Annotated in this window: 18 protein-coding genes; 8 read left to right on the top strand and 10 right to left on the bottom strand. The window is 67.5% G+C overall.

The features are described from left to right. Positions 1-19 precede the first annotated feature (19 nt). On the top strand, positions 20-487 hold the full coding sequence (locus ACTJLF_RS23060; protein ID WP_019657564.1) for an Lrp/AsnC ligand binding domain-containing protein: 468 nt from the start codon (positions 20-22) through the stop codon (positions 485-487). 10 nt (positions 488-497) lie between these two features. Here the strand turns inward: ACTJLF_RS23060 and ACTJLF_RS23055 are convergent, their stop codons facing one another. After that, on the bottom strand, positions 498-1202 hold the full coding sequence (locus tag ACTJLF_RS23055) for a YggS family pyridoxal phosphate-dependent enzyme (RefSeq protein WP_145761596.1): 705 nt from the start codon (positions 1200-1202) through the stop codon (positions 498-500). A gap of 51 nt (positions 1203-1253) precedes the next feature. Here ACTJLF_RS23055 and ACTJLF_RS23050 point away from each other — a divergent pair, with 51 nt between their 5' ends. Continuing rightward, on the top strand, positions 1254-2297 hold the full coding sequence (locus tag ACTJLF_RS23050; RefSeq protein WP_019657566.1) for a type IV pilus twitching motility protein PilT: 1044 nt from the start codon (positions 1254-1256) through the stop codon (positions 2295-2297). Between the two features lie 136 nt (positions 2298-2433). Next, positions 2434-3570: a PilT/PilU family type 4a pilus ATPase gene (locus ACTJLF_RS23045; protein ID WP_019657567.1), complete on the top strand. Its 1137-nt coding sequence runs from the start codon at positions 2434-2436 to the stop codon at positions 3568-3570. 13 nt (positions 3571-3583) lie between these two features. Here the strand turns inward: ACTJLF_RS23045 and ACTJLF_RS23040 are convergent, their stop codons facing one another. Beyond that, positions 3584-4210, bottom strand: a complete 627-nt coding sequence (locus tag ACTJLF_RS23040) for a TetR/AcrR family transcriptional regulator (RefSeq protein WP_240650190.1) — start codon at positions 4208-4210, stop codon at positions 3584-3586. A 56-nt stretch (positions 4211-4266) separates the two neighbouring features. On the opposite strand from ACTJLF_RS23040, the gene ACTJLF_RS23035 reads away from it, so the two are divergent. Then, entirely contained in the window at positions 4267-4998 is a 732-nt protein-coding gene (locus ACTJLF_RS23035; protein WP_440883975.1) for a nitroreductase family protein, read from the top strand. Between the two features lie 81 nt (positions 4999-5079). On the opposite strand, the gene ACTJLF_RS23030 is transcribed toward ACTJLF_RS23035, so the two are convergent. Both ACTJLF_RS23030 and ACTJLF_RS23025 read right to left on the bottom strand, forming a co-directional pair. Beyond that, entirely contained in the window at positions 5080-6633 is a 1554-nt protein-coding gene (locus ACTJLF_RS23030; RefSeq protein WP_440883974.1) for an MFS transporter, read from the bottom strand. Further along, positions 6630-7112 (bottom strand): MerR family transcriptional regulator, encoded by a 483-nt coding sequence (locus ACTJLF_RS23025; protein WP_440883973.1) that lies wholly within the window; start codon positions 7110-7112, stop codon positions 6630-6632. Before ACTJLF_RS23025 ends, ACTJLF_RS23030 begins: the two co-directional genes overlap by 4 nt. Before the next feature lie 89 nt (positions 7113-7201). On the opposite strand from ACTJLF_RS23025, the gene ACTJLF_RS23020 reads away from it, so the two are divergent. After that, positions 7202-8110, top strand: a complete 909-nt coding sequence (locus ACTJLF_RS23020) for an NAD(P)-dependent oxidoreductase (RefSeq protein WP_440883972.1) — start codon at positions 7202-7204, stop codon at positions 8108-8110. A gap of 67 nt (positions 8111-8177) precedes the next feature. Here ACTJLF_RS23020 and ACTJLF_RS23015 read toward each other — a convergent pair whose 3' ends face one another. From ACTJLF_RS23015 to ACTJLF_RS23005, 3 genes are all read right to left on the bottom strand, one after another. Continuing rightward, the gene (locus ACTJLF_RS23015) at positions 8178-8990 is read right to left on the bottom strand and encodes a BON domain-containing protein (protein ID WP_132755216.1); all 813 of its coding nucleotides are present in this window, start codon (positions 8988-8990) and stop codon (positions 8178-8180) included. Then, entirely contained in the window at positions 8987-9598 is a 612-nt protein-coding gene (locus ACTJLF_RS23010; protein ID WP_019657574.1) for an SIS domain-containing protein, read from the bottom strand. Before ACTJLF_RS23010 ends, ACTJLF_RS23015 begins: the two co-directional genes overlap by 4 nt. Before the next feature lie 85 nt (positions 9599-9683). Next, positions 9684-10061, bottom strand: a complete 378-nt coding sequence (locus ACTJLF_RS23005) for a YraN family protein (protein WP_019657575.1) — start codon at positions 10059-10061, stop codon at positions 9684-9686. A gap of 69 nt (positions 10062-10130) precedes the next feature. Here ACTJLF_RS23005 and rsmI point away from each other — a divergent pair, with 69 nt between their 5' ends. Next, positions 10131-11084 carry a 16S rRNA (cytidine(1402)-2'-O)-methyltransferase gene (rsmI, locus tag ACTJLF_RS23000; protein WP_440883971.1) on the top strand — a complete coding sequence of 318 codons (954 nt, stop codon included), beginning with the start codon at positions 10131-10133 and terminating at the stop codon, positions 11082-11084. On the opposite strand, the gene ACTJLF_RS22995 is transcribed toward rsmI, so the two are convergent. Together ACTJLF_RS22995 and ACTJLF_RS22990 are read right to left on the bottom strand one after the other, a co-directional pair. Then, entirely contained in the window at positions 11081-11629 is a 549-nt protein-coding gene (locus ACTJLF_RS22995; protein WP_440883970.1) for an RNA 2'-phosphotransferase, read from the bottom strand. The genes rsmI and ACTJLF_RS22995 overlap by 4 nt on opposite strands. Further along, complete coding sequence (locus ACTJLF_RS22990; RefSeq protein WP_440883969.1) at positions 11626-12519, bottom strand: LysR family transcriptional regulator; 894 nt, start codon at positions 12517-12519, stop codon at positions 11626-11628. Before ACTJLF_RS22990 ends, ACTJLF_RS22995 begins: the two co-directional genes overlap by 4 nt. A 132-nt stretch (positions 12520-12651) precedes the next feature. Between ACTJLF_RS22990 and ACTJLF_RS22985 the strand changes: the two genes are divergently transcribed. Continuing rightward, positions 12652-13155 carry a hypothetical protein gene (locus ACTJLF_RS22985; RefSeq protein WP_440883968.1) on the top strand — a complete coding sequence of 168 codons (504 nt, stop codon included), beginning with the start codon at positions 12652-12654 and terminating at the stop codon, positions 13153-13155. 36 nt (positions 13156-13191) lie between these two features. Here ACTJLF_RS22985 and ACTJLF_RS22980 read toward each other — a convergent pair whose 3' ends face one another. Beyond that, the gene (locus ACTJLF_RS22980; RefSeq protein WP_440883967.1) at positions 13192-13920 is read right to left on the bottom strand and encodes a glutathione S-transferase; all 729 of its coding nucleotides are present in this window, start codon (positions 13918-13920) and stop codon (positions 13192-13194) included. Between the two features lie 14 nt (positions 13921-13934). Between ACTJLF_RS22980 and ACTJLF_RS22975 the strand changes: the two genes are divergently transcribed. Continuing rightward, positions 13935-14351 (top strand): hypothetical protein, encoded by a 417-nt coding sequence (locus ACTJLF_RS22975; RefSeq protein WP_440883966.1) that lies wholly within the window; start codon positions 13935-13937, stop codon positions 14349-14351. Positions 14352-14440 lie beyond the last annotated feature (89 nt).

Here is a 14440-nt window from a genome sequence, read left to right as displayed (position 1 = left end):
CGAGCCGGATAATCCTCCGATGCTCGACCTGGACCGCATCGATCTCCGCCTGCTGAAAATCCTTCAGGAGGACGGCCGCATCACCAACCTCAAGCTGGCCGAAGCGGTGGCGCTCTCGCCCACTGCCGTGCTCGCGCGCGTGCAGCGGCTCACGCGCGACGGCTTCATCCAGGGCTACGAGGCGCGGCTCGATCCGCACAAGCTGGGCCGCGGCTTCACCGTCTTCGTCGAGGTGCTGCTCGACCGCACCACCCCCAACGTGTTCGACCAGTTCAAGGCCGCCGTGCAGGTGCGCGACGAGATCATGGAATGCCACATGGTCGCCGGCGGCTTCGACTACCTGCTCAAGACCCGCATGGCCGACATGGCTGCCTACCGCGAGTTCGCCGGCACGGTGCTGTGGCAGCTGCCGGGCGTGCGCGAGACGCGGACCTATGCGGTGATGGAAGAAGTGAAGAACAGCGCTCGGCTGCCGCTGGGGGTCTGAGGCAAGCCCGTCAGGCCGGCTTGGCGTAGTTGCGGCCGCCGAAGATCGCCGTGCCCACGCGCACCATCGTGCTGCCGGCGCTGATGGCTGCCTCGAGGTCCGCGCTCATGCCCAGCGACAGGGTATCGAGCGCGATGCCCGCGTCGCGGATCGACTGGTACACCGCATGCGCGCGCAGGCACAGCTCGCGCTGCGCTTCGAAGCCGGTGGCCGGCTCGGGAATCGCCATGAGCCCGCGCAGCCGGAGTTGTGGCAAAGCCGCCACAGCGCGCGCCAGCGCCAGCGCCTCTTCAGGAGGCACGCCGGACTTGTTCGCGCCGCCGTCCACATTAACCTGAAGGCATACATCCAGCGGCGGCAGGTGCGGCGGGCGCTGGGCCGAAAGACGCTCGGCGATCTTCAATCTGTCGATGCTGTGGACCCAGTCGAAGTGCTCGGCCACCGGCCGCGTCTTGTTGCTCTGCAGGGGCCCGATGCAGTGCCATTCGAGGGAGGAACGCAGGTCGGCGAGGGCTTCGATCTTGTCCAGCCCTTCCTGCACGTAGTTCTCGCCGAAGGCCGACTGGCCCGCCGCGTGCGCCTCGCGCACCGCATCCGGTCCGAAGGTCTTGGACACCGCCAGCAGGCGTACGCCGGCCGGGTCGCGGCCGGCCGTTACACATGCCTTCGCGATCCGGTCGTTTACTTGCTGGAGGTCGTCGCCAATCATCGTCATAATCGTCCAAAATCGTATCAAAACGTCACGAAACCCGAGCCGAGGAGCCCCGTGGACATCACCCAACTGCTGGCGTTCAGCGTCAAGAACAAAGCCTCCGACCTGCACCTTTCCGCGGGCCTGCCGCCGATGATCCGCGTCAACGGCGACGTGCGCCGCATCAACGTCGATGCGCTCGACCACAAGGGCGTGCACGCCATGGTGTACGACATCATGAGCGACACGCACCGCAAGCACTATGAAGAGTTCCTGGAGGTCGACTTCTCCTTCGAGATCGACGGCCTCGCGCGCTTCCGCGTGAACGCCTTCAACCAGGCGCGCGGCGCGGCCGCCGTGTTCCGGACCATTCCCTCGAAGATCCTCACGCTCGAGCAGCTCAACGCGCCCAAGATTTTCGGCGAACTGGCGCTCAAGCCGCGCGGGCTGGTGCTGGTGACGGGCCCCACGGGTTCGGGCAAGTCGACCACGCTGGCGGCGATGATCAACTACCTCAACGAGAACGAGTACGGCCACATCCTCACGGTGGAAGACCCGATCGAATTCGTGCACGAGTCGAAGAAGTGCCTGATCAACCAGCGCGAGGTGGGGCCGATGACGCTGTCGTTCTCCAACGCCCTGCGCTCCGCCCTGCGCGAAGACCCCGACGCCATCCTGGTGGGCGAGCTGCGCGACCTGGAGACCATCCGCCTGGCGATGACCGCGGCGGAGACGGGCCACCTGGTGTTCGGCACGCTGCACACCTCGTCGGCCGCCAAGACCATCGACCGGATCATCGACGTGTTCCCGGGCGAGGAGAAGGAAATGATCCGCGCCATGCTCTCGGAGTCGCTGCAGGCCGTGATCTCGCAGACGCTGTGCAAGACCAAGGACGGCCAGAGCCGCGTGGCGGCGCACGAGATCATGCTGGGCACCCCGGCCATCCGCAACCTGATCCGCGAGGCCAAGGTGGCGCAGATGTACTCCACCATCCAGACCGGCCAGGGCTCGGGCATGCAGACGCTCGACCAGAACCTGACGGAACTGGTGCGCCGCAATACCATCTCGGCAGCGGAAGCCCGCAGCAAGGCGAAGATTCCCGAGAACTTCCCCGGCTAGCCATGGGGCGCCACGGCTTTTCACTTCGCTGCGCTGCGCGCACCGCCTCCTCCCGTGGGGAAGGCGCGGCCGCCTTGGGAAGGCCCGGCGGTCGGCCGCCAGCAGGTTCTATCTAAACAGATCAAGGAGCGCTCTCATGGAACGCGATCAAGCCAGCCAGTTCATCAACGACCTGCTCAAGCTCATGGTGAGCCGCAATGGCAGCGACCTGTTCATCACGGCCGACTTTCCGCCGGCCATCAAGGTCGACGGCAAGGTCACCAAGGTCTCGCAGCAGGCGCTGGGCGCGCCGCACACGCTGGCGCTGACCCGCTCGATCATGAACGACCGCCAGACGGCCGAGTTCGAGCGCACCAAGGAATGCAACTTCGCGATCTCGCCCACCGGCATCGGCCGCTTCCGCGTGAACGCGTTCGTGCAGCAGGGCAAGGTCGGCATGGTGCTGCGGACCATTCCCGCGAAGCTGCCGACCATCGATGGCCTGGGCATGCCGCAGGTGCTGAAGGACGTCTCGATGACCAAGCGCGGCCTGTGCATCCTGGTGGGCGCCACGGGCTCGGGCAAGTCGACCACGCTGGCGGCCATGATCGACTGGCGCAACGAGAACTCCTTCGGCCACATCGTGACGGTGGAGGACCCGGTCGAGTTCGTGCATCCGCACAAGAACTGCGTGGTAACGCAGCGCGAGGTGGGCATCGACACCGACAGCTGGGAAGCCGCGCTGAAGAACACGCTGCGCCAGGCGCCCGACGTGATCCTGATGGGCGAAATCCGTGACCGCGAGACCATGGAGCACGCGGTGGCCTTCGCCGAGACCGGCCACCTGTGCATGGCCACGCTGCACGCCAACAGCGCCAACCAGGCGCTGGACCGGATCATCAACTTCTTCCCCGAAGAGCGCCGCGCCCAGCTGCTGATGGACCTGTCGCTGAACCTGCGCTCGCTGATCTCGCAGCGCCTGGTGCCGACCGAAGACGGCCTGGGCCGCGTGGCCGCGGTGGAGGTGCTGCTGAACACGCCGTTGATTTCCGACCTGATCTTCAAGGGCGAGGTGGGCGAGATCAAGGAGATCATGCGCAAGAGCCGCAACCTCGGCATGCAGACCTTCGACCAGGCGCTGTTCGACCTGTTCGAGAGCCACTCGATCAGCTTCGAGGACGCCATCCGCAACGCCGACTCGGCCAACGACCTGCGCCTGCAGATCAAGCTCAACAGCCAGCGTGCACGCAGCACCGACCTGGCTGCGGGCACGGAGCACTTCGCGATCGTCTAGGGCTGCGCGCGGTTCACGGCGCCGCCAACCGAGGACGGCGCAGGTAGCCGTAGAGCAAGGCGACCACTTCATCGACGAATTGGGGTCGCTCGAGTACTGCGGGATCGTGCGACGTCGCCTCATGGATGACCGCATGCGCGGCGACCAGCCCGATCCGGATCGCCACGCGCAAATCGGGAACGTGGCGCGCGTACGGCTCCAGAGCCTTTCGCAGTTGCTCGACCCGGTCTTCGTTGTCGATTTCACATCGCACCGACCTCGGCAACTCGTCGGCGATGGCCCGATGCACTGCGGGAGCGATCCGGTGTTCGTCGACCATGGCCTGAACGAGCAACACGAGAGCTTCGCGCAAGGTGCGCTGGGCGGGTAGCTGTACGAGGGCTTGCGCCAACTTGCTCTGGGTCTGGAGGATGTGACGCCGCTGCAGCTCCGCGACGATCGCCTCCTTGTTCGGGAAGTACTGGTAGAGCGAGCTGATGTTCACGCCGGCGCGTTCCGCGACCGCGTTCGTGGTCAGTCTCTCCCATCCGAAATTCACCAGAATGTAAGCCGCCGCTTGGGTAATGGCGTCGACGGTCAGATGCGAGCGCTGCTGGCGCGGGAGTTTCCTGGGTTCGGTGGCCTTGCGGGCGGCTCTCATCTGGCGGCTCCGGAATGCAAGTATCGAAAAACAAAGCATGAGCTTACTATTTGCTCATGAAGACGCAAAGCAGTCCGTCGCTCTGGACGGCATTTCTTGAAATCAACCACCGCCGTCGCGCCATCCGCGATTTCGACAGAACCGCGGTCCTGGCCGATGACGAAGTCCGCGAGATCCTCACGGAGGCTGCGCGTGCGCCCTCGAGCGGCAATCTGCAGCCGTACCGCTTCCACTGGGTTCGAGACCCGGACATGAGGGCGCGCCTGGCCGCCGCGTGCAACGGCCAGCGCGCCGCAGCGTCGGCTGCCGCGCTGATCGTCGTCGCCGCCAGCCCGCAGATTGCACTCAGCACGGCTTCACAGCAACTCGCCCACGTCTCGGCCGACAGCGAGTTGCCGGAGCGAGCGAAGGACTACCATCGAAAACAATTGAGGATGTTCCGCCGCGTTCTCGGAACGGGCTCCTGGGCTCCCTGGACACTTCTTACGTCGCTCGCCGCCCTGATTCGACCGGCGCTTTCTCTGCTGCCCGTGGGCCACCTGGGGGGACGCGGCTGGGTCGCGCGGAATTCCGCGTACGCAGCACAGACACTCATGCTCGCGGCCGCCGCCAAGGGCATCGATTCATGCCCCATGGAAGGGTTCTCGGCCCCGAAGGTCGTCGATCTTCTCGGTCTCCCCCGGGGGACGGTCATCCCCGTGGTCATCGCGTTGGGATACCGGGCAAGCAACGCCCGCGTCGAACAGCAATGGCGGCGGGCCTCGGCCGAGGCTGTCGTCGAGCACTGAATCCATCGCGGGGACAAACCCCGAGTACGGCGTCGGCGAGGTCGTTGTGGCCGCTAAGGCACCAGCGGCGACGATGGGAATCTAGTCGATCGTCTTCTGCCACGCAGCGAACACCCCCGCCGCCAGCGCAATCACCGCCATCGCGGTGAAGCCGTCCAGCGAGGCCATGAAGGTGGCCTGCTGTTCCAGCGTGCGCCAAAGCGTGCCCAGCGCCATCGCGTGGGCCTCGCTCGCCGATTGCCCCGCCGCGGCGAAGCCGTGGGTCAGGGAATCGAGCGCCTGCATGAAGCTCGCGTTCGCGGCATTGGCCGATTCGCTCAGCCGCACCTCGTGAAGCGCCAGCCGGTGCTGCTGGAGCGCGATCACGGTCGAGGTCGCGAACGAGATCGCGAGCTGGCGCACCAGGTTCTTCAGCCGATAGCCGTGCGCGAACTCCTCCGCGGCGAAGGGCCTGAAGGTGAGGTTGGCAACGGGCAGCACGACAAAGAGCATCAGCAACCCGCGCAGCAGCAGCGGCACCAGCAGGGCCTCGCGCCCGGCCTGCGGCGTGATGCGCGAGAGCATCCACGCCGCCAGCGCCGCGATGCCGAAACCGACGACGATGAGCCACTTCTTGCGAGCCAGCCGCGCGGAGTACTTGAGGTAGACGAAGACCAGCAGCCCCGTCGCGAACGAAGCCGCCCCGGTGAAGTAGCCGGTGTTGCCCACGGTGAAGCCGAGCCCGCCCTCCATCATGCGCGGCAGCAGGTAGCTGAAGCCGGTCGAGAGGTAGTAATAGACAACGTAGAGCGCCAGCCCCACGCGGAACGACGCGTTGCGCAATGCATGCAGGCGCACCAGCGGCGCCGGATGCCGCCACTGCTGCCAGCCGAACCACGCGAGCCCCGCCACGCCGGCGATGGCAAGTCCGACGAGAGCGGGCGAGCCGGCGAAGAGCTCGAAGTGCGAGCGCGTCAGCACCACCTGCAGCGCAGCCTGCGCGAGTGCGAACACCAGGTAGGCGAGGTAGTGCGGTTCGGTGCGCTCGTGCGGCTCGACGTCGCCGATGTCGGGCAGCGTCCACAGCACGAGCAGTCCGATGAGCGCTGCCGCCGGCGCAGTGCTTGCGAACAGCCAGCGCCAGTCGAAGTTGGCGACCAGGAAGGCACCCGCGACGGGCGCCAGCGCGCCGCCGAAGACGATCAGCACCATGAACGCCTTCAGCGCCTTGGCGCGGCGCGCGGCCGGAATGCCGATCTGGATCAGGATGCGGCAGGCGCCCAGCATCGGCCCGACGAAGTAGCCCTGCAGGGCACGCGCGAGCGTGAGCTGCATCGAGCTGTCGCACAGCGCCGCGGCCGCGCCGCCGGCAGCGAAGGCGAACATGCACACGGCGAGGTAGCGCCTGTAGCCCAGCCGCTCGATCCACGCATGCTGGTGCAGGATGCCCAGCACGGCGCCCAGCGCGTAGGCGCTGGAGGCCCACACGAGCTCGTCGGGCGACGCATTCACGCCCCCGGCGATGTAGCTGGCGAAGAAGGCGAAGAGCGCGTTGTCGAAATAGTCGATGGCCGTGACGAGGCCGATGGCCCAGGGCAGCAGCGCGACCGCGGCGGTGCTGCCGCGCGAGGGCCACGCCAGGGCCGGGGTGCTCATGGCGCGGGCCGCTCCCTGCGGCGCTGCTCGAGCGCCTCTTCGAGCGGCTCGCCCGCAAGGCGGCGCTCCACGTAGTCCAGGTCGCGCTTGAGCTGCGCCTGCAGCACCGCGGCTTCCTTGAGCTCGCGCCGAACCTGCGCCACGCGCGCATCAAGCGTCGCGAGCTGGCCCGTGAGCGTTTCGCGCAGCGTCTTGAGCGAAGCGTTCGACAACCGCGGGCGGCCGCCTTCGGCCGGCGCTTCCATCGGCTGCTGCAGCATCGCTGTGATGGCCGTGAGCGAGAAGCCCAGCGATCGCATGCGCAGCACGCGCGCGAGCTTGTCGAGGTCGGCCTGCTCGTAGAGGCGGTAGCCGCCTTCGCTGCGCATCGGCACCACGAGACCCAGCTCCTCGTAGTACTTGAGCGTACGCGGCGTGACGCCGAGCCGCGCCGCGGCATCGCGCACGGTGATGTTGCTGGCGGGGGTCTGGTCGGTCATGATGGGTCGATCCTAGCCAAACCTGTACGTTCACGTACAGGTTGGCCGGGGATCCCACCTCTCGTGGAATGGCTTTAAGCTGTGGCCCCATGAGCAGCATCAACCCCCGCACCTACGAATCCATCCCCGCGCAGACAGTGGCCTTCCTCGGCCTCGGCGTCATGGGCGGCCCGATGGCCGGCCACCTGGCCAAGGCCGGCCACCGCGTCACGGTCTACAACCGCACCGCCGCCAAGGCGCAGGCCTGGGCCGACGAATTCGGCCCGCCCGGCCGCCATGCAGCCACTCCGCGCGAAGCGGGGGATGGCGCCGACATCGTGTTCTGCTGCGTCGGCAACGACGACGACCTGCGCTCGGTGGTCCTGGGCGACGACGGCGCCTTCGCCGGCATGAAGAAGGGCGCTGTGCTGGTCGACCACACCACTGCCTCGGCCGACGTGGCGCGTGAACTCTCGAAGGCCGCGCAGGCGCTGGGCCTGCATTTCATCGACGCCCCCGTCTCGGGCGGCCAGGCCGGCGCGCAGAACGGTGCGCTCACCGTGATGTGCGGCGGCGACGCGGCAGTCTTCGAGCGTATCAAGCCGGTGGCCATGGCGTTCTCGCGCGCGGTCACGCTGCTGGGCGAAAGCGGCGCCGGCCAGCTCGCAAAGATGGTGAACCAGATCGCCATCGCGGGCCTGGTGCAGGGCCTGTCGGAAGCCATCGCCTTCGGACAGCGCGCGGGGCTCGACATGGAAGCCGTGCTCGGCGTCATCAGCAAGGGCGCGGCCCAGAGCTGGCAGATGGAGAACCGCGGCAAGACCATGATCGAAGGCAAGTTCGACTACGGCTTCGCGGTCGACTGGATGCGCAAGGACCTGGGCCTGGTGCTCGACGAGGCCAAGCGCAACGGCGCACGCGTGCCGGTGACGGCGCTGGTCGACCAGTTCTATGCCGACGTGCAGCAGGCCGGCGGCCGACGCTGGGACACGTCGAGCCTCATCACGCGGCTGAAGTGACCGCCTGAAGAAGCAAAAAAGCCCGCGGATGCGGGCTTTTTCATGGGTGGTGGACGGTGCCTCTTTCTCAGCGCACCGGAGAAGTCGTCACCCCGTTCGAGGACGGTGTGGACGACGAGCCCGCCGGGGGCAGCGGGTCCATCGGCGGCAGCGGCACGCGCGAGCCGGACGACGACGGCGCGGACGGCGTGGCCGAGGTGACCGGCGCCGGACCCGTGCCGCCGCGCTGCGCCGCGGCCTGGTTCGCGGCCTGGCTGGCGGCCAGGTCGGCCTCGCTCACGACCTCGACCATGCGCACCACCTTGACCACGCCCGAGACGCCGCGCGCGATCTCGGTCGCGCGGTCGGTCTCGCGGCGCGTGGCGATGCCCATCAGGTAGACCACGCCGCGCTCGGTCACCACCTTGAAGGAGTTCGCGAAGATGTCCTTGGCGTCCAGCAGCGAGGCCTTCACCTTGCCGGTGATGTAGAGGTCGTTCGAGCGGTCCTGGAAGGTGCTCGAGGAGCCGACGGTCAGTTCGTTGACCACCGAGCGCACGTTCGCGATGCGGCCCACCTCTTCCTCGACGCGGCGGCGGTCGGCATCGCTGCCGACGGCGCCGGTCAGCAGCACCTGACGGTTGTAGCTGGTGACGCTCACGTACATCTGGTCGTTGGCGATGTCGCGCACGCGGGCCGCGGCGCGCAGCTCGATGCCCTGGTCGTCGAGCTGTGCGCCCGAGCTGCGGCGGTCGGTGGCCACCATGCCCACGCCCACCACGGCCGCGCCGCCCACGACGAGCGGCACGCAGGCGGAAAGGCTCGTGACCAGTGCGGCGCCCAGTGTCAGGGCGAGTGCGAAACGTTGGGTCGATGTCGTCGTCATGGTCTTGAAGGTCATGAGGAAGCTTCCTGTTCTCCGAGTAGCTGGGCGTCCACGCCGTCGCAAAGGCAGTGCAGTGCGATCTGGTGGATCTCGTGGATGCGCGCCGCACGCTCGTGCGGCACGCTGATCTGTACGTCCGTCTCGCGCAGTGCGCGGCCGATGGTGCTGCCTGCACCCGATGCCGCGTTGCCCAGCAGCGCGACGACGGTCATGTCGCGCTCGTGCGCAGCGGCCACTGCCGCGAGCACCGATGCCGACTGGCCGCTGATGCTCAGGGCGAGCAGCACGTCGCCGGCCTGGCCGAGCGCGCGCACCTGGCGGGCGAAGCGGTCGGCATCCGGAGCGTCGGGGCCGTCGGCGGCGGGGTCGGTGGCATCGCCGGGCAGCGCGATGGCGCCGAGCTCGGGCCGCTCGCGTTCGAATCGGCCCACGAACTGCGCGGCGAACTGGGCCGCCAGCAGGCCGGAGACGCCGGCGCCGCATGCGAGCACCTTGCCGCCGCTGGTCACGCAGGCCAGCAGGGCCTGCATCGCTTGGGAGATGGGTTTGCTGAGTACCGGCCCGGTCTGGTACTTGAGGTCGGCACTGTCGATGAAGTGCTGCTGAATCCGTTGCTCGAGCATGGGGCGGGATGATAACTGGGGGCTGTGAAACAAGACGTTCGAGTGTGGAGCCTGCATTGCGGCTTCAGTTCCCTCGGACGGCGCATCAGCCGGCATCGAAGGCCGCCTGCAGCCAGGTGATCCGGTCCTCCACCAGCACCACGTCGAAGCGGCACGGCGGCACGGTGCGCAGCCGGCTCAGGTAGTGCTGCGCGGCGAACACGATGCGCCGCTGCTTCAGCCCCGTGATGCTGCCGCCCGCGCCGCCGTGCGTGCCGGAACTGCGATGGCGCACCTCCACGAACACCAGCGTGCCCGTGGGAGACGGGCGCGGATCGCGCATGATCAGGTCGATCTCGCCGCCGCCGCGCCCGGGCGTCCGATAATTGCGGGCGAGCAGCACGAGGCCCGCGTCCCGCAGGTGGTCGAGCGCGGCGTCTTCCGCCGCATCGCCCCGATGCTTCGTTGTGGTGTCGGTCTTCATGGCCCTCCCTGGCCGGCTCTCGAGAGTCTTCTTTTTCCTGCTGCCTGTTCGTTCCGACGGAGAAACCCCTTGGCTTCACTCGCTCCCGCCTCTTTCGGCGCAGCCCTCGCGGCCGCTCATGATGCCGCGGGTGCGCAGCATTATCCGCAGGGCACGCTCTACGTCGTCGCCACGCCCATCGGCAACCTGGCCGACATCACACTGCGCGCCCTGCACGTGCTGCAGCTGGTCGACGCCGTCGCCTGCGAGGACACCCGCCATACGCAGAGCCTGCTGCGCGCCTACGGCATCGACCGGCCCGGCTCGCAGCTGCTGGCGGTGCACCAGCACAACGAGGCCGAGGCGGCACAGGCGGTTGTCGCGCGGCTCGCGCAGGGCGAGCGCATCGCCTACGTCAGCGACGCCGGCACGCCCGGCGTGAGCGACCCCGGCGCACGGCTCGCGGCCGCGGTGCGCGCCGCCGGACAGCGCGTGCTGCCGCTGCCGGGCGCCAGCAGCGTGACCACGCTGGTCGGCGCGGCGGGGCTGGTGGCCGAGGGCGGAAACGACGGCAACGCCAGCAGCGCTTTCGTCTTCGCGGGCTTCCTGCCGAGCAAGGCCGGCGAGCGCGATGCGGCCGTGCAGGTGCTGTCGCAGGAACCGCGCGCGGTCGTGCTGCTGGAGGCCCCGCACCGCATCGAGAACCTCGCACGCGCCCTGTCCACGCTGGGCGAACGCCGCGTCACCGTGGGCCGCGAGCTCACCAAGCAGTTCGAGGAAATCGCCACCGTCGCCGCGGGCGCGCTGCCCGACTGGTTCGCCGCCGACCGCGACCGCACGCGCGGCGAGTTCGCACTGGTGCTGCATCCCGTGGCCGTGAGCGGCGACGGCGGGGCCGAAGGCGAGCGCGTGCTGCGCCTGCTGCTGGCGGAGCTGCCCGTGAAGACGGCCGTGAAGCTTGCCGCCGAGATCACCGGCGCCCCGCGCAACACGCTGTACGACACCGCCCTGCGCATCCGCGACGAGGCGGAGCAGCAGGACTAGCCCGCCGGCGGAAGAAGAAACTCCGGCGGCACAGCCGCCGTCAGCCAGACGCCGTTCTCCGCGCAATGGAAGACGCGGCCCAGCGCATGCATGCGGCCCGCATCGACGGTGAGCACATGCGCCTTGCCGTGGCGCTGCCCCACCTGCACGGCAGTGGCTTCGTCGGCGGACAGGTGCACATGCTGCCGCGAGCCAGGCAGCAGGCCTCGGACGCGGATGGACGCCAGGAACCGCGTGGCCGTGCCATGGAAAAGAATCGGCGGCGGCTCGACCGGCTCGAAGCTGCGGTTCACCTGCGGCGTGGAATGACCCTGCAGCGCGCGGATGCGCAGCCCGTCGGCCGACAGCTCGTAGCGCTTCTTCGTGCCCGAATCGACCACCTGTGCAACCTCTGCCGCCGTCAGCACCCGCCCTGCGGCCACCGCCCCCGCCACCAACGCATCGATTCCGGCCCAGCCCTGCGCATCGAGCCTCAGTCCGATGGACTCCGGCGCGTGCCGCAATACGTAGGCGATGAACTTGCTGGTGTCTTCGGGCCTCGTCATCGGGTCTTCCAGTGATCTGCGTACGCCAGCAGTGCGTCCATCACCCGCTGCACGTGCGCGGCCGGCGGCCGGTCGGCCGCGTGGAACACGTGATAGTCGATCGACGGATAGCCCTGCAGCGGAATCGCCACCAGGCCATGGGGAATGTGGCAGCAGGCATTCACCACCGTCAGGCCGAAGCCCAGCTGGGCGAAGCGCAGCATCAGCTCCCACCCATTGGCTTCGAGCGACGGCTGCAACTGCACCGACTCGGCCTGCAGCAGCCGGCCAAGCAACTCACGGTGCGGTCTTCCTGCCGGCGGCACGATCAGCGACGCGCCCTTGAGGTCGCGCAGGCGCACCGACTTGCGCGCGGCCAGAGGATGCGTGCGCGGCACGACCAGCACCTGCCCCACGGTCGTCAGCCGCATGGCGCTCAGGCCGGCGGGCACGGTGCCGAGCGGCGCGATGCCCAGGTGCGCCTGCCCCGAGCGCACCGCCTGGATGGATTCGTCGCGATCGCGCGTGAGCAGCTGCAGATGAGGTGAGGCACCCGCGCCGGAGAAGCGCGAGAGCGCCCTGCCGAGCAGGTAGAGGTAGGCGCCCTCGCCGGCCGCCAGGGTGACCACCGCCGCGTCATCTCCCTGCGCCAGGCCCTTCACGAAGCGCTGGTTCAACGCGAGCAGCTCCCGCGCGTGTCGCGCGACCTGCTCGCCGGTAGCGGTGAGTTCGAGAGCGCCGCCCACCCGCACATAGAGCTTCGCATCGAGCTGCTCCGAGAGCTTGCGCACCTTGGCGTGCAGCGCCGGCTGGCTGATGTGCAGAAGGCGCGCCGACTCGCTGAAGTTCAGCGTGTCGGCGAACACGGCGAAAGACTGCAGCGCGTCGAGATTGGTGCGGGGGATGTCCATCTGGTTGCCTGTCGCTATCCATTTTATGGATAGCTTATCCAGTATCAGTAGTTCCTGATGATGACCTTCGTTCCTACGATCCGCCTGCTCGACGAAAGACTCGACAGCAACAAAGCAAGGAAGGAACACGAAATGAAGAACACATCCGCATCGGAACTCCCCCGTCTCGGCATCGACATCGGCCGCGTGCTCATCGCGGCCGAAGGCACCGACGGCGCGGACACCTCGTTCATCGGCGGCTCGCTGCAAGACGCGCTGGACACACCGCCGTACGAAGGCATGTTCGAGGCGGTCGCGCCGCTCGCCGACAGGTTCGAAGGCCGCGTCTGGCTGGTGTCGAAGTGCGGACCGAGCGTGCAGGCCAAGAGCCGCGCCTGGCTGCAGCATCACCGCTTCTTCGAGCGCACGGGCGTGCCGCCCGCGAACCTGCGCTTCTGCCTTCAGCGCCCGCAGAAGGCCGACCACTGCCGTGAACTGCGCATCACCCACTTCATCGACGACCGCAGCGACGTGCTGCGCCACCTCGAGGGCATCGTGCCGAACCGGTATCTGTTCGGTCCGCAGCGCAAGCCGGTGACGGTGGAAGGGCTCGTGCTGCTGCCGGCGTGGAAGGACGCCGCCGCACTCGTCGGTTGACCGATCGGCCAGCGGGTGCGCCGAATGCCTGTGTCGCTAGCCGTCCAGCTCGGCGTAGCGCCTGAAGATGCCGTCCTCGTTGAACGCGATGCGGCGCGGGCTCTGCAGATAGGCCTGCACGCGCTGGCGGCGCCGGACATTGGCATGCAGTTTCTCGACCGCGGGCGTCGCGGCCAGTGCACGGGCCGTGGCCTTCGGAAAGGCATATCGCAAGCCGTCCACGAGCTGGAACAGCGACAGATCCGCATAGGTCAGCGTGTCGCCCACCAGATGCTGCGTACCGGCGGGATTGCGCTGGAGCACCCGCTCGAACCAGTGAAGGAATTTCGGAATGCGCTCTTCACGGAAGGCCCGCGCGCGCAGCATCGCCGCATCGCGCTGCTCGTCGTAATAAGCGCCCACAGAGATCGGATGATGCGTGTCATGCGCCTCCGCCACCGCGTCGGCGATCGTGAGCTGGATCTGGTGCGTCCACAACCCGTCGGATTCGCCCACACCCGACAGACCCAGCCGCGGCCCGAGATAGAGCAGGATCGCGGCCGTCTGCCCGACCACGATGTCGCCATCGACGAGAAATGGCGGCGCAAACGCGGGACGAGCGCTGTCGGGATCGCCCAACCGCTCGCCAAGAGCGGATTCACCACCGCCTTCGGCTTCGGGCAACCGCGCTACATCGACATAGTCCGCACCGGCGGCCTCGAGCGCGAGCCGAACGAATTCACCGCGGCCCTGGATGGTGGGCCAGTAATGGAGTTGGTAGGGCATACGGAGATGGTGGCATGGGTGCAGCGATTTGCGAAGTCTCAGGCGGCGCGAAAAAAATGAGCCTACGGCGCACGCGTAACAGGCGGCAAGAGCACGCAGAACGCATCTTCAATGTCGTGAGCGGATGGCGACGCACCATCCGACCTCATGTCGAAGGTCTTTATCTTTTTTCTATTGGTCACGAAGTTCATCATTCTCGGGCCATTTTTACTGGAATACACCATGATTCCATCCAACCCCTCGTCAACTTCTCTTTCGGCATCCCTGAAAGACTTCAGAAAGCGATTCAGCTGTCGAAGAGATACTCGATCCCTTTCCAAAAAAGCTCTCTTGACCAGATCATCGGTTATTCCAGCAGGACGTTTTTTCATGTAGAGCGTCGACCCCCATTCACGCCAATGGACACCACACTCCGCATCGACCCTTCTTGATTCCACGAATTCCTTGATCACCTTATTGACAACCTCTCGATGCGGGCTCTCATCCAAGTTGACCCAAACGACAAGTCTATCGTCTCTAT

It is taken from the genome of Variovorax sp. 22077 (assembly GCF_052044195.1).
Classification (GTDB): Bacteria; Pseudomonadota; Gammaproteobacteria; order Burkholderiales; family Burkholderiaceae_C; genus Variovorax; species Variovorax atrisoli.
The sequence above is the reverse complement of the archived record's forward strand: the minus strand, read 5'-3'. Positions and strand labels throughout refer to the sequence as shown.